Consider the following 14,037-nt stretch of genomic DNA (forward strand, 5'->3'; position numbering starts at 1 on the left):
GGGGCGGGTGCGGGCGGCGCCGGCACGGCGGGCACGGGCGGCGCGGGCGCGGCGGGCTGACGTTTCGCGCTGGGCGGCAGTTCTCGCCTTCCGGAGGCCGTGAGGTGTCGCTGAGCGCGGATCCTCGGTGCTCGCCACCGGCCTGCGCCGCGGGCCGTCGGCCGCCGCGGTGCGGCGCGGGCCCGCGCGCTACGTCCGCAGGACCACGTCGGCCAGGGCGGCCGGGTCCTCGGCGGCGATGAAGGCCCGCTCCTGCGCGGCCCAGCGGTCCCACTCGCGCGCGAAGACCTCGCCGTCGCGGCCGATCGCCCGGTCCCACCGCACGGCGTCGTCGGCCTCGAGCCACACCCGCAGGGACGCCAGCGGTGCCGACGCCCGCGACAACGCCCCGCACCCCTCGACCACGATCGGCAGGTCGGGGTCCACCGACGCCCAGTCCGCGGGCGCATCGGCCGCCCAGTCCCAGCGTCGGTACCCGCTCGGTGCTCCGAGGACGTCGGTCACCACGGCATCGGCAGCCGCACGCAGGCCGTCCCACCCCGGGTACAGGTCGTCCAGGTGCACGAGCTGCGCACCGAGCTGCTCCGCGACCTGTGCTCCGAGGGTGGTCTTGCCCGTGCCGGACCGGCCGTCGATGAGCACGACGGGGCGCCGGCCCGTGGCAGCGGCGACACCGGCAGCAGCAGCAGCCAGGCCGGGGGCGAGGTCACCGGCGGCGGTGCGCGTCGCGGCCGTCGCGCCGGCTGCAGGCTCCGCGTCAGGCACGCCACGTCCCCACGCTCACCGCGACGGCGATCGACACCACGCCGATGCCGACCAGCACCGCCACCATCGCCCACTCCGGCCCGGCGAACCGTGCGACCCGCGCCCAGGTCCGTCGTCCGGGAGCACCGAACCCCCGTGACTCCATCGCCACCGCCAACGTCGTCGCACGCCGCAGCGCGAGCACGAGCAGCGCGAACGCCATCGTCGCCCCGCGGCGGAGCCGTCCGGAGTCGGCCAGTCCTCGCGCGCGTCGCGCCATCGCGAGCTGTCGCCAGTCGTCGACGAGCAAGGTCATCATCCGGACGGCGGCGAGCGCGCCGAGCACGAAGCGCGCGGGCAGCCGGAGCACCTGCGCGAGCCCGTCGGCCAGGTCGGTCGGGTCGACCCGCACGAAGAGCGCGATGGCTGGCACCCCCACCGCGAGGACCCGGAGCGCGGTCGCCAACGCGAGCGTGAGCGACCCGTCGGTGACGTGTGCGAACCCGAGGTCGAACCACTCCCGACCCGAGGGCCTGCCGTACAGCGCGATGCTCACCGCCGTCAGCGGCACCGCGAGCAGCACCGGTGCGAGTCGGAGCAGCAGGGTCCGGACCGGCAGGCGCAGGAGCGGCAGGAGTGCGAGTTCGAGCGCCAGGGCGACGGCGGCGGAGACGATGTCGAGGCTGAGCACCAGGCAGACGCCGAGGGCGAGCACACCGATCAGCGAGGCGACCGGCTGCACGCCCGGGATGCCGGTCGAGCGGGCCGGCAGCGGTCGTCGCACGAGGTTCGTCGCGTCGGTTCCGTCGGCCGCGTCCGCCGCGTCCGCCGTGTCCGTCCGGTCGGCTGTGTGGTCGGCCGTGTCGGTCCGGTCTGGAGGCCCGGGGCGGCTTCCGACTGTCAGCCCGTTCTCCGGGATGGTCGCGTTCGACGGCCCCTGGTCGCTCCCGACGGACCGGGTGCCGTCCGGCCCGAGCACGACCTCGTCGGCGTCGAGTGCCCGGACGAGATCGCGGTCGTGGGTGACCGCCACCACCGCGGTGCCGGCGTCGGCGAGGGCCCCGAGCCGCCCGACGACGGCCTGCCACGTAGCACGGTCCTGCCCGGAGGTCGGCTCGTCGAGCACGACGACCGGCGGCCGGGCCGCGATGACCGAGGCGATCGCGAGTCGTCGTTGTTCGCCCCCGGACAGGGTGAAGGGGTTGGCGTCGGCCAGGTGTGCGAGCCCGAACTCGTCGAGCAGCGCGGTGGCTCGTTCGGCGGCGTCCGGCGCGTCGAGTGCTCGGGGGCCGGCCTCGATCTCCTCGCGGACGGAGCGGGCGACGAACTGGTGCTCGGGGTCCTGGAACACCGTGCCGATCCGGGCGGCGAGTTGACGGCTCGTCCAGGCGTGGGGCGCTGTGCCGATGCCGTCGGCGAGGGCGTCCGTGGCGTGGAGCTCACCGGCTGCCGGTGGGAGCAAGCCCGCGAGGGTCAGCCCGAGCGTCGACTTGCCGACGCCGTTCGGTCCGGTGACGGCGAGGACCTGCCCGGCCCTGAGCTCCAGGTCGATGCCGTTCCCGACCGGTTGCTTCCCCCGGGCCGTGCCGAGCCCCTGGGCGTCGAGCAGTACCCCAGCCGCCGCCGCGTCGTCACGCTCCCCCGCGCCGACCCCCTCGCCGAGCTCCCCCTCGCCGAGCGGGCGGAATGCCGCGGTCGCCCCACCGGACGCCCCGGGCATTTCGCCCGCTCGTCCCGCCGACGTCATCTCCCGCGCTCCCTCGCCGAGCTCCCCCTCGCCGAGCGGGCGGAATGCCGCGGTCGCTCCGCCGGACGCCCCGGGCATTTCGCCCGCTCGTCCGCGCGCACGCTGCAGCCGCCGCGCCGAACCACGCGCCGGCTCGACACCGGGCACCCAGACCCCGGCCGCCGTGAGCGCCTCGCCGTGGTCCGCCAGAACCCGGGCCGGCGGACCGTCCGCGACCACGCCGCCGCCCGGTTCGAGCAGCACGAGCCGATCGACCAGGTCCAGCCAGGTGCCGATCCGGTGCTCCACCACGAGCAGCGTCGCGCCGGTCTCGTCGAGCAGTGCCCGGACGGCGTCGTGCACCTGCGCCACGCCGTCCGGGTCGAGGTTCGCGCAGGGTTCGTCGAGCACGAGCGCACCCGGCCGCATCGCGAGCACGCCCGCGAGCGCCAACCGCTGCCGCTGCCCACCGGAAAGCTGCGCGGTGGAACGGTCGAGCGGCAGGTCGAGGCCGACGACGTCGAGCGCCGTCCGCACCCGGTCCCAGGTCTCGTCGCGGGGGACGCCGGCGTTCTCGCAGCCGAAGGCCACGTCGTCGCCGACGCGGGACATCACCGTGTGTGCCTCGGGGTCCTGCATGACGAGACCGACACGCCCGCGGACCGCGCGGGGGTCGGCCTCGTCGACCAGGAGTGTCCCCTGCACCGAAGCAGCGGTGTCGTCCGAGGCGTCGGGCTCGTCGGGGAGCACGCCGGCGACGGCTCGCAGGAGGGTCGACTTGCCGGCACCGGACGGCCCGACGACGGCGACCCGCTCCCCCGGCGAGACGGTCAGGTCGACGTCACGGACGGCCCAGGCGTCGCGCTCCGGGTACCGCCAGCCCCAGCCGCGGAACACGATGGGTGCCCCGCGGACGCCGGCACCTGCGCCGGCGTCGCCGCCGGTGGAAGGGGACGTCGCCGACGGAGCGGGCACGGTCACACCAGGGCGCGGGGTTCGGGACGGCTGTGCTCGCGGCCGGCCGCGAAGGACGACAGCACCCCGGTGCGGGCGAGAGCCCGGACGATGAGCCACGATCCCGCCCCCGCGATCACGGCACCCGAGATGACCGCACAGATCACGTAGACGACCTTGAAGGCGACGTCGAGCCCCGGGTACCAGAGGACGGTGTCGTTGATGCCGAGCGCGAGTCCGGCCGCGGCACCGGCGAGCACGACGACCGGCAGGCGGTAGACGCGGTACAGGAACAGCGCGAGGATGATCTCGGCGCCGAGACCCTGGACGAGTCCGGCCTCGAGCGTGAGCCATCCCCACTGGGTGCCGAACAACGCCTCGACCGAGGCGGCGACCATCTCGCCGTAGAGCGCGGCGCCGGGCTTGCGGACGACGATCGCGACGATCGGTCCGGCGAGCAGCCAGACCCCGCCGAACAGGGCCTTGGTGCCGGGGAGCACGAGGTCCATGACGGCGCTGATGGGTTCGTAGCCGAACTCCCAGAGCCGGAAGACGACTCCGAGGGCCACCGCGAGGACACTCGCGACGACGATGTCGACGACCCGCCAACGCAGCGATCGCCGCGGAGCGGTGGTGACGGTTGTGGACGTGCCTGAAGGCATGCTGCTGACTCCTCCCTGCGCCGGCATGATCCGGATCAGGTTCGACGGTCGGAGCGCCGATCGCTCCCTCTCAGCCCGGCGGTCCCGGACTCCCGTGTGTGTGCCAGCAGTCTAGACGCGGTCGCGACCGCGTGACGGACTGGAGGCCCGTGGCGGCGTCGCCACGGGCCTCCCGTCCGTCAGGTGGTCACTTCTTGAGCGCGCGCACCAGCTTGCGGAGGACACGCCCGGCCACCCACACGAAGGGGATGCCGACGACGATCAGCGAGATCGGGTTCGGCTCGAACACGAGGTCCTTGCCCGGGCGGCGGACGTAGGCGCCGACGGGGGCCGACAGGCCGCCGCCACCGCCGCCACCGTTCTCGTCGTCTCCGCCGCCGCCGAAGCCGAACCAGCTGACGGACACGGGGATGAGGGTCTGGTCGCCGACCTCGACGGGTTCTCCGTAGTTCGTGGAGACCCCGAGCGGGCGGACCTGGTCTGCGATCTTCGAGACGATGTTGGCCATGCGCGCGACGCTACTCGTCCGTTCCTCCACAGGCCGCGGGGCGCATCACGCATCCACAGCTGGGGCTTGTCTGCGGACGCGGACGAGCGCCGCCGATATGTTGGCCGCACCCACACCTGGAGGACCGTTTGCACACCTGGCCCGGAAACCCGTACCCGCTCGGGGCGACCTACGACGGGAGCGGCACGAACTTTGCGCTGTTCTCCGAGGTCGCCGAGCGCGTCGAACTCTGTCTGTTCGATTCCGACGGCAACGAAGAATGCGTCCGCCTGCTCGAGGTGGACGCCTACGTCTGGCACGCGTACCTCCCCAACATCGGCCCCGGGCAGGAGTACGGCTTCCGCGTGCACGGCCCGTACGACCCTGACTCCGGCGCGCGCTGCAACCCGTCGAAGCTCCTGCTCGACCCGTACGCCAAGGCGACGAGCGGCGAGATCGACTGGGACCAGTCGCTCTTCTCGTACACGTTCGGCGACCCGGACTCGACCAACGACGAGGACTCCGCGTCGCACATGATGAAGGGCGTCGTGATCAACCCCTTCTTCGACTGGCAGGGGGATCGCCCGCCGCGCACGCCGTACGGCGAGACCGTCATCTACGAAGCGCACGTCAAGGGGCTCACGGAGACCCACCCGGACGTGCCGGAAGAGCAGCGCGGCACCTACGCCGGCGTCGCCCACCCCGCGGTCATCGAGCACCTGCAGCGCCTCGGCATCACCACGCTCGAGCTCATGCCGGTGCACCAGTTCGTGAACGACTCGACCCTGCAGGACAAGGGGCTGTCGAACTACTGGGGCTACAACACCATCGGCTTCTTCGCGCCGCACTCGGCGTACTCGTCGTCGGGCGACCAGGGCCAGCAGGTCCAGGAGTTCAAGACGATGGTGCGCGAACTGCACCGCGCCGGCATCGAGGTCGTCCTCGACGTCGTCTACAACCACACCGCCGAGGGCAACCACCTCGGCCCGACGCTGTCGTTCCGCGGCATCGACAACGCGGCCTACTACCGCCTGGTCGATGACGACAAGAAGTTCTACATGGACTACACGGGCACGGGGAACTCGCTCAACGTCGGGCACCCGCACTCGCTGCAGCTCATCCTCGACTCGCTCCGCTACTGGGTGACCGAGATGCACGTCGACGGGTTCCGCTTCGACCTCGCCTCGGCGCTGGCCCGCGAGTTCTACGAGGTCGACCGGCTCTCGGCCTTCTTCGAACTGGTGCAGCAGGACCCGATCGTGTCGCAGGTCAAGCTGATCGCCGAGCCGTGGGACGTCGGCCCCGGTGGCTACCAGGTCGGCAACTTCCCGCCCCAGTGGTCCGAGTGGAACGGCAAGTACCGCGACACCGTCCGTGACTTCTGGCGCGGCGAATCGTCGACGCTCGGCGAGTTCGCCTCCCGGATCTCCGGCTCGGCCGACCTGTACGAGCACGACGGCCGCACGCCCAAGGCGAGCATCAACTTCATCACCGCGCACGACGGCTTCACGCTGTACGACCTGGTGGCCTACAACGAGAAGCACAACGAGGCCAACGGCGAGGACAACAACGACGGCGAGAGCCACAACCGGTCGTGGAACTCCGGCGCCGAGGGCCCGACCGACGACGAGGCCGTGAACGCCCTGCGGCTGCAGCGTCGCCGGAACTTCCTGGCGACCCTGCTCCTGAGCCAGGGTGTGCCGATGATCGCGCACGGCGACGAGCTCGGCCGGTCGCAGTCCGGCAACAACAACGTCTACGCGCAGGACTCCGAGCTCAGCTGGATCGACTGGGACAGCGCGGACGAAGACCTCATCCAGTTCACCGCCGACGTGGTGAAGCTGCGGCACGACCACCCCACGTTCCGCCGGACCCGGTACTTCAACGGCCGTCCGGTCCGTCGTGGCGAGGGCGAGCCACTGCCCGACGTGGTCTGGCTGACCCCCTCGGGCGAAGCGATGGACCCCGAGGACTGGGACTCCGGCTTCGGCAAGAGCGTCGGCATGTACCTGAACGGCGAGGGCATCCGCGGACGCGACGCCCGTGGTGAGCGCGTCACCGACGTCGGCTTCATCACGTACTTCAACGCCCACGACGACGTCGTGACGTTCACGCTCCCGCCGGAGGAGTACTCCCCCGGCTGGACCGTCCGGATCGACACCGCCGACCCCGGCGCCCGCGACGAGGTGCTCGACGCGGGCACCCCGCTCGACGTCCCCGCCCGGTCGATGATCGTGCTGCGTGCCGAGCCCGACCACGAGGTCACCAGCACCCCGGTCGACGCCGAACAGGACGGCGCCCCCGCACCGGACGCCCCGCAGGACGCCGTCACCCCGGTGAACCCGGCCGGTTCCACCGCACCGAGCGGAACCGCCCGATGACCGCCGGAACGCCCGGCGCCGCGAACCGCGTCCCCGCGTCGACGTACCGGCTGCAGGTCTCGGCCGACTTCGACCTCGACGCTGCACGCGACCTGGTCGACTACGTGCACGACCTCGGCGCCGACTGGCTGTACCTGTCGCCGGTGCTGCAGGCCGAGTCCGGGTCGAACCACGGCTACGACGTGGTCGACCACACGCGGGTGGACACCGACCGCGGCGGCGACCAGGCGATGCGAGCGTTGGCCGAGGCCGCGCACGCCGTCGGGCTCGGGGTCATCGTCGACGTGGTGCCGAACCACGTCGGCGTCGCGACCCCCGAGTCGAACCCGTGGTGGTGGTCCCTGCTCGAACACGGGCAGGGCTCGCCCGTGGCCTGGGCCTTCGACGTGGACTGGGAAGCCGGCGACGGCAAGCTCCGGGTCCCCGTGCTCGACGACCGGCTGCTCGACGCGATCACGCTCGACACGTCCGACGCCGAGCGTCCGGTGCTCCGCGTCGGCGAGACCGCCTACCCCACCGCACCCGGAACGGTGCACGACGGCGACACCGTCGAGACCGTGCACGACCGCCAGCAATACGCGTTCGTGCACTGGAAGCGTGCCGACCACGACCTGAACTACCGCCGGTTCTTCGCGGTGAACACCCTCGCGGCGATCCGGGTCGAGGAGCCCGAGGTCTTCACGGCCTCGCACGGGGTCATCGGCGGCTGGTTCCGCGACGGACTCGTCGACGGACTGCGCATCGACCACCCGGACGGGCTGTACGACCCGGCGGGCTACCTGCAGGACCTGGCGGACCTGACCGGTGGGGCGTACACCCTCGTCGAGAAGATCCTCGAGCCCGGCGAGCAGCTGCCGAGCTCGTGGCCGGTCGACGGCACCACCGGCTACGACGCCCTCGGGGTGCTCGACCGCGTGTTCGTCGACCCCGCGGGCGAGCAGGCGCTGACCGCGGCGTCGGGCGCCGAGCCGACCGACTGGCAGCAGCTCACGCACGACACCCGACGGGGCATCGCGGACGGCATCCTCGGCAGCGAGGTCGAGCGGCTCGCACGCCTGCTCGCTCCGAGCGCCGCGACGGAGACGATCACGCACGAGCGGATCGTCGACGCGGTCGCCGAGATCGTGGCCTCGTTCGACGTGTACCGCACGTACCTGCCCGAGGGCGCCCACCACCTCATCACCGCGCTCGAGCGCGCCGCCGAGGCCCGCCCGGACCTCGACGACGTCATCGACCGGATCGCACCGGCACTCGTCGACTCGACGAACGCCGCGGCGGTCCGCCTGCAGCAGACCAGCGGCATGGTGATGGCGAAGGGCGTCGAGGACACGGCGTTCTACCGCACCTCGCGCCTGTCGTCCCTGAGCGAGGTCGGCGGCGACCCGAGCGTCTTCGCCGTCTCGGTGGCGGACTTCCACCGGGCCCAGCGCGAACGGCTCGGCAGCTGGCCGCACACCATGACGACGCTCACCACGCATGACACGAAGCGCAGCGAGGACACCCGCGCCCGCATCGCCGTGCTGGCCGAGCTCGGCGACGAGTGGGCCGCCGCGCTCGAGCGTCTGCAGTCGCTCGTGCCGTTGCAGGACCGCGTGTTCGCCGACCTGCTCTGGCAGGCGATCGTCGGTGCCCGACCCGCGAGCCGTGAGCGTCTGCACGCGTACGCCGAGAAGGCCTCCCGCGAAGCCGGTGACAGCACCACCTGGACCGAGCCCGACGAGGCGTTCGAGCAGCAGATGCACGCGATCGTCGACGCCGCGTTCGACGACCCGGACGTGGTCGCCGTGCTCGACGCCCTCGACGAGCAGATCGACGCCGCCGGGTGGTCGAACGGTCTCGCCCAGAAGCTCGTCCAGCTCACCGCCCCGGGCGTCCCCGACGTCTACCAGGGCACCGAGTTCTGGGACCGTTCGCTCGTCGATCCCGACAACCGTCGTCCGGTCGACTACGCCGAGCGGCGTCACGTGCTCGCCGAGCTCGACGGCCCGGACGACGACGGCCCCGAGGACCTGCCGGCCATCGGCATCGACGGTGCCGCGAAGCTCCTGGTCACGACCCGCGCACTGCGCATCCGTCGGGACCACCCGGAGCTGTTCACCCGGTACCTGGAGCTCGAGGCCACCGGCAGCGCGGCCGACCACGTCATCGCGTTCGACCGCGGCGGTGCCGTGACGATCGCGACGCGTCTGCCGATCGGCCTCGACCGGGTCGGTGGCTGGGGCGACACACTGGTGCACGCCGTCCCCGTCGAGCGCATCGACCTGCTCACCGGCCGACACGTCCCCGCCGACCGCGGGATCCCGCTGGCCGACCTGCTCACCACCTACCCGGTCGCGCTCCTCGTGCCCGCCGACGCGGTCGGTGCAGCCGGCCACGCCGACGCGGTGGCCGCCGTGTCCGACGCGAGCGGTGCCTCCCGGCCCGCCGCCGACCGCACGACGGACGCCACCGAGACCGACGCGCAGGCCGAGATCGACATCCTGGAGGGTCACGCATGACCGCACCCGACCGTTACGCCGTCTGGGCACCCGAGCCGGACCGGGTCCGGCTCGTCGTCGACGACGCCGAGTACCCGCTCACCAAGGGCGACGACGACTGGTGGTCCACCGACGCCGTGATGCCGGTCGTCGGCGCACGCTACGGGTTCCGCATCGGCGACGACGACGCGGTCCGACCGGACCCGCGCAGCCGGTACCAGCCCGAGGGCGTGCACGGCCCGTCCGAGGTCGTCGACCCCGCACGGTTCGCGTGGACCGACGAGTCGTGGACCGGACGCCCGGCCCGCGGCGCCGTGATCTACGAGATGCACATCGGGACCTACACGCCCGAGGGCACGCTCGACGCCGCCGCCCAGAAGCTGGACCACCTGGTCGAGCTCGGGGTCGAGTTCGTCGAGCTCCTCCCCGTCAACGCCGTCAACGGCGAGTGGAACTGGGGCTACGACGGGGTCGGCTGGTTCTCCGTGCACGCCCCGTACGGCGGCCCGGACGCCTACGACCGGTTCGTCGACACGGCGCACGCGCTGGGGCTCGGGGTCATCCAGGACGTCGTCTACAACCACCTCGGACCGAGCGGCAACTACCTGCCGCTGTACGGCCCGTACCTGCTGGCCGGGCTCGGCAACACGTGGGGTGACTCGGTGAACGTCGAGCACCCCGAGGTCCGCCGGTACGTGCTCGACAACGTGCGCATGTGGTTCCGCGACCACCACGTCGACGGGCTCCGGCTCGACGCCGTGCACGCGATCCGCGACACCACCCGCCCGCACGTGCTGGCCTCGATGGCCGACGAGACCGACGCCTACTCGTCCTTCATCGGTCGTCCGTTGTCACTCATCGCGGAGTCCGACCTCAACGACCCGGTGATGTTCCGGCCGCGCGAGGCCGCCGGGTACGGCCTCGCCGGGCAGTGGTCGGACGACTTCCACCACGCCGTGCACGTGGCGCTCACCGGCGAGACGAACGGCTACTACGCCGACTTCGCCCCGCTGTCGGCGCTGGCGAAGGTGCTCGAGGACGGCTTCTTCCACGACGGCACCTGGTCGTCGTTCCGCGGCAAGCGGCACGGCCGGCCGATCGACCGCGGGACCTCCCCCGTGACGGCCCTGGTCGTCGCGAACCAGAACCACGACCAGATCGGCAACCGCGCCGCCGGCGACCGGCTCGCGGCGACGCTCGACGACGAGGGGCTCGTGATCGCCGCAGCCCTGACGCTGCTCGGGCCGTTCACGCCGATGCTGTTCATGGGCGAGGAGTTCGCGGCCTCGACGCCGTGGCAGTTCTTCACCGCGCACCCGGAGCCCGAGCTCGGCAAGGCCACCGCCGAGGGGCGCATCGCGGAGTTCGCCGAGCACGGGTGGGACGAGTCAGCGGTGCCGGACCCGCAGGACCCGACGACGTTCACCAACTCCAAGCTCGACTGGGCCGACGTCAGCTCGGAGCGCGGCGCGGCGATCCTGCGTGCCTACCGGGTGCTCATCGCCCTGCGGCGCACCGACCAGGCGTTCGTCGACCACCGCTACGAGGCGAACGCCGTCCGCTTCAGCGAGGACCGCCGCTGGCTCGTGCTCACGCGCGGGCTGCTCGGCCCCGACGTGGCACCGGTGCACGTCGTGGTGAACTTCGACGACGCCGCCGCCGAGGTGCCGGTGCCCGACGCCGTGGGCGAAGAGCTCTACGGCTTCGGCGCGACCGAGGTCGATGCCGGTGTCGTCCGGTTCCGCGGCCGCGGCGTGGTCGTGCTGCGCTAGCCGACCGCGGGCTGCGCGAGCCACCCGCGGGCTGCACACACGAACGGCGACGAACCCCTGGGTCCGTCGCCGTTCGTGTGTGCAGATGTTCGTGTGTCCCCGGCGTCAGCCCGCGTGGTCGGCGACCGCGTGTGCGTTCTTCCGCACGGACGGCAGCTTGCGGTGGTCCTTCACCAGGGAGCGGGTCTCGCGGATCCGGCGGTCGATGCCCCACTTCGTCACGAGTGCCAGGCTCTCGCGCACGATGTTGCCGCTCATCTTCGAGACGCCGAACTCCCGCTCGGTGAACGTGATCGGGGTCTCCACGACCCGCAGACCAGCCTCGAGGGCACGCCAGCACAGGTCCACCTGGAAGCAGTACCCCTTCGACGCGACCCCGGCGAGGTCGATCCGCTCGAACGCACGCGAGGTGAACACCCGGAACCCGCCGGTCGCATCGCGCACCGCGATGCCCAGGGCCAGCCGGGTGTACAGGTTGCCGCCACGGGAGAGCAGGAGGCGGTACCAGGGCCAGTTCTCGACCTTGCCGCCCTTGATCCACCGGGAGCCGAGCACCAGGTCGTTCGAGTCGGCGAGCTCGAGCATCCACGGCAGGTACTCGGGGTGGTGGGAGCCGTCGGCGTCCATCTCGACGAGCTTGGCGTAGCCGTGTTCCAGGCCCCACGCGAAGCCGGACAGGTACGCGCCGCCCAGGCCGTCCTTGACGGTGCGGTGCATGACGTGCACCCGGTCGGTCTCGCGGGCGATCGCGTCCGCGATGTCGCCGGTGCCGTCGGGTGAGTTGTCGTCGACGACGAGCACGTGCACGGAGTCGTCGGTCGCGGCCAACGTGCGCTCGACGATCGGCCGGACGTTCTCGGCTTCGTCGTAGGTCGGGATGATGACCAGGGTCTCGCTCATGGTGCTCCTCGTGCTCGCAGTCGAATGTATCGCTGGCTTGGTGGGTCAATCCGACGAGAGGTCTGCGAACACGATCAGATTGTCCGTGTAGTGCCCGGTGGCGGTGTCGAACGTGCCGTCGCAGGTGATGAGTCGGAGTTGCGGGGTGGGGGTGGGGCCGTAGACGTCGCTCGTCGGGAACGCCGACTTGGCGGCGCGTTCGGAACGGTCGACGGTGAAGGTGCGGGTGGTGCCGTCGGACATCCGGACGTGGACCTCGTCGCCGGCGACCAGTTCGTCGAGCCGGAAGAACACCGCGGCGCTCGTGGGGCTGTCGACGTGACCGGCGATGACGGCGGGGCCGACCTCGCCGGGGACGATCCCGTCGCTGAACCAGCCCGCGCTGTCCCAGTCGACGGGCGGGTCGAGTTCTCCGGCAGCGCCGCGGTGCAGGTCCTCGAGCGAGGACCGCACGCCGATGGCCGGGATCGACACGCTGACCGGGGTGGCCGTCGAGCGGGCCTCGGGTGCGGCCGGGTCCTGGAACCCGTCGGTGCCGGAGCCCGAGGACGAAGACGAGGACGAGGACGACGACGACTGCGACGGAGACGACGAGGACTGCGGCGGGGACGACGCGCCACCGCCGACGGTCGACGCGACCGCCACCCCGGCCACGCCCCCGACCACCACGACGGCGGCGACCACGGCACCGATCACCACGCCTCGGCGCCGGACGGCCGAGACGCGCCCGGCGCTCCGACGGCCGCTCACGAGCCGCCTCCCACGTCGCTGGCGCATCCCCCGAGCACGTCGGAGGTCAGCATGGTCGAACCGATGGCCAACCAGGCGTCGCCGTAGTAGGTCGGTGTGGTCGCCGCGGTACGGTCGGCCCGCTCGAGGTCGGCGGCAGCCGCACGGGAGGAACCGGCAGCCTGCTCGGCCGCGGCCCGCGCGGTGTAGGCCAGCGCGTTCGTGTCCTGGGTCACCGGGGTGCCACCGAGGTCGAGCTGCGAGGCGAGCCGCGTCGTCCGTCCGAGCGTGGGCGCGAGCGCCGCCGCGAGCTCCCGGTCGGACGCCGAACACGCCTCGGCGTACCGGAGCGGCGTCCGCATCGCGTCGTAGCCGTAGAGCACCTGCCCGTCGCCACCGACGGCCGGCATCGGGTCCACCGATCCGTCGGCGTGCACCTGCGACCAGTCGCTGGGCAGGTCGGTGGCGTCCAGCACGGCGGCCGTCACGGCGCGGGAACCCCGGTTCAGCGCGTTCCAGCGGTCGTCCCCGGTGGCGTCCGCCAGCACCGAGAAGGCCGCGGGCGAGGCGTACGACGTGTTGTAGCTGTAGGGCTCCTGATCCGCCCACGGTCCGGGCAGCAGGATCGTACCGAGGTCCGTCCTGGCCGTCTCGTGCTGGAGGATCGCCGCCGCGATGCGCTTGCCCGCGGCGGTGTACCGGTCGTCGTCCCAGGCCTTCCCCGCCAGCACGAGCGCCCGGGCTGCGTCGAGGTCGGCGTCGCTCGCGGACTGCTCGTCGGCGACGCCCTCGTCGGACGTCCACCGCCACGCCAGCAGGTCGTCACCGGTGAGCAGGTGGTCCTTCGTCCACTCCCAGATCGCGTCGAAGCGTGCACGGTCGTCGTTCGCGTAGGCGATGAGCAAGCCGTACGCCTGCCCCTCGCTGACGGTGTCACCGCCCTGGTCGGTGCGGACGACGCGACCGCCCTCGACGTAGCGGTCCAGGAACGCCGACCGCAGCTGCTGCGGTGAACGCGCCCCGTCGGGCGCGGTGGTCGAGGTCGGGGTCGCCGTGTCGCGAGCGGCGGTCGTGGTGCTCGACGACCAGGGGCGGACGGCGACGATCGCGACGACGACGGCGACGAGCACCGCCGCCACTGCGACGACCGGTATCCAGGTCCTGCGGGTCATGCTGGCCTGCCTCTCCGGGGATGGTGGGGGGGG

At 72.4% G+C, this 14,037-nt stretch carries 10 protein-coding genes and 1 riboswitch; of the genes, 3 read left to right on the top strand and 7 right to left on the bottom strand.

Annotated elements, in window-relative coordinates; translation table 11 throughout:
* Positions 1 to 189: 189 nt before the first annotated feature.
* From DEJ04_RS17845 to DEJ04_RS17860, 4 genes are all read right to left on the bottom strand, one after another.
* Complete coding sequence (locus DEJ04_RS17845) at positions 190 to 765, bottom strand: ATP-binding protein (RefSeq protein ID WP_258371429.1); 576 nt, start codon at positions 763 to 765, stop codon at positions 190 to 192.
* Positions 758 to 3,445 (bottom strand): ATP-binding cassette domain-containing protein, encoded by a 2,688-nt coding sequence (locus DEJ04_RS18835; RefSeq protein ID WP_220035586.1) that lies wholly within the window; start codon positions 3,443 to 3,445, stop codon positions 758 to 760. The genes DEJ04_RS17845 and DEJ04_RS18835 overlap by 8 nt, the downstream gene beginning before the upstream one ends.
* 2 nt (positions 3,446 to 3,447) lie before the next feature.
* Positions 3,448 to 4,086 (bottom strand): ECF transporter S component, encoded by a 639-nt coding sequence (locus DEJ04_RS17855; protein WP_111047983.1) that lies wholly within the window; start codon positions 4,084 to 4,086, stop codon positions 3,448 to 3,450.
* Positions 4,081 to 4,192: riboswitch (TPP riboswitch) on the bottom strand. Its footprint overlaps the gene before it by 6 nt.
* 81 nt (positions 4,193 to 4,273) lie before the next feature.
* Positions 4,274 to 4,594, bottom strand: coding sequence for a hypothetical protein (locus tag DEJ04_RS17860; RefSeq protein WP_027464636.1), 321 nt, complete (start codon positions 4,592 to 4,594; stop codon positions 4,274 to 4,276).
* Between the two features lie 128 nt (positions 4,595 to 4,722).
* On the opposite strand from DEJ04_RS17860, the gene glgX reads away from it, so the two are divergent.
* From glgX to treZ, 3 genes are read left to right on the top strand one after another with little or no spacing between them, the layout of a single operon-like run.
* The gene (gene glgX / locus DEJ04_RS17865; RefSeq protein ID WP_111047978.1) at positions 4,723 to 6,954 is read left to right on the top strand and encodes a glycogen debranching protein GlgX; all 2,232 of its coding nucleotides are present in this window, start codon (positions 4,723 to 4,725) and stop codon (positions 6,952 to 6,954) included.
* Positions 6,951 to 9,452, top strand: a complete 2,502-nt coding sequence (gene treY, locus DEJ04_RS17870) for a malto-oligosyltrehalose synthase (protein ID WP_111047979.1) — start codon at positions 6,951 to 6,953, stop codon at positions 9,450 to 9,452. The genes glgX and treY overlap by 4 nt, the downstream gene beginning before the upstream one ends.
* Entirely contained in the window at positions 9,449 to 11,203 is a 1,755-nt protein-coding gene (gene treZ, locus DEJ04_RS17875) for a malto-oligosyltrehalose trehalohydrolase (RefSeq protein WP_111047980.1), read from the top strand. Before treY ends, treZ begins: the two co-directional genes overlap by 4 nt.
* 105 nt (positions 11,204 to 11,308) lie before the next feature.
* Here the strand turns inward: treZ and DEJ04_RS17880 are convergent, their stop codons facing one another.
* Genes DEJ04_RS17880 through DEJ04_RS17890 form a run of 3 tightly spaced genes read right to left on the bottom strand, consistent with a single transcriptional unit; the run spans position 11,309 to position 14,004 of the window.
* Complete coding sequence (locus DEJ04_RS17880) at positions 11,309 to 12,103, bottom strand: polyprenol monophosphomannose synthase (protein WP_071405494.1); 795 nt, start codon at positions 12,101 to 12,103, stop codon at positions 11,309 to 11,311.
* A 45-nt stretch (positions 12,104 to 12,148) separates the two neighbouring features.
* Complete coding sequence (locus DEJ04_RS17885; protein ID WP_146248585.1) at positions 12,149 to 12,853, bottom strand: class F sortase; 705 nt, start codon at positions 12,851 to 12,853, stop codon at positions 12,149 to 12,151.
* Positions 12,850 to 14,004: a glycosyl hydrolase family 8 gene (locus tag DEJ04_RS17890; protein ID WP_111047981.1), complete on the bottom strand. Its 1,155-nt coding sequence runs from the start codon at positions 14,002 to 14,004 to the stop codon at positions 12,850 to 12,852. The genes DEJ04_RS17885 and DEJ04_RS17890 overlap by 4 nt, the downstream gene beginning before the upstream one ends.
* Positions 14,005 to 14,037 lie beyond the last annotated feature (33 nt).

The sequence above is a fragment of the Curtobacterium sp. MCLR17_044 genome (genome assembly GCF_003234435.1).
GTDB lineage: Bacteria > Actinomycetota > Actinomycetes > Actinomycetales > Microbacteriaceae > Curtobacterium > Curtobacterium flaccumfaciens.

What these genes read in the sequence shown, in the direction of transcription:
- DEJ04_RS17855 (WP_111047983.1), bottom strand. Translation starts at nt 4,086, where the DNA reads ATGCCTTCAGGCACGTCCACAACCGTCACCACCGCTCCGCGGCGATCG.
- DEJ04_RS17860 (WP_027464636.1), bottom strand. Translation starts at nt 4,594, where the DNA reads ATGGCCAACATCGTCTCGAAGATCGCAGACCAGGTCCGCCCGCTCGGG.
- treY (WP_111047979.1), top strand. Translation starts at nt 6,951, where the DNA reads ATGACCGCCGGAACGCCCGGCGCCGCGAACCGCGTCCCCGCGTCGACG.
- treZ (WP_111047980.1), top strand. Translation starts at nt 9,449, where the DNA reads ATGACCGCACCCGACCGTTACGCCGTCTGGGCACCCGAGCCGGACCGG.
- DEJ04_RS17880 (WP_071405494.1), bottom strand. Translation starts at nt 12,103, where the DNA reads ATGAGCGAGACCCTGGTCATCATCCCGACCTACGACGAAGCCGAGAAC.
- DEJ04_RS17890 (WP_111047981.1), bottom strand. Translation starts at nt 14,004, where the DNA reads ATGACCCGCAGGACCTGGATACCGGTCGTCGCAGTGGCGGCGGTGCTC.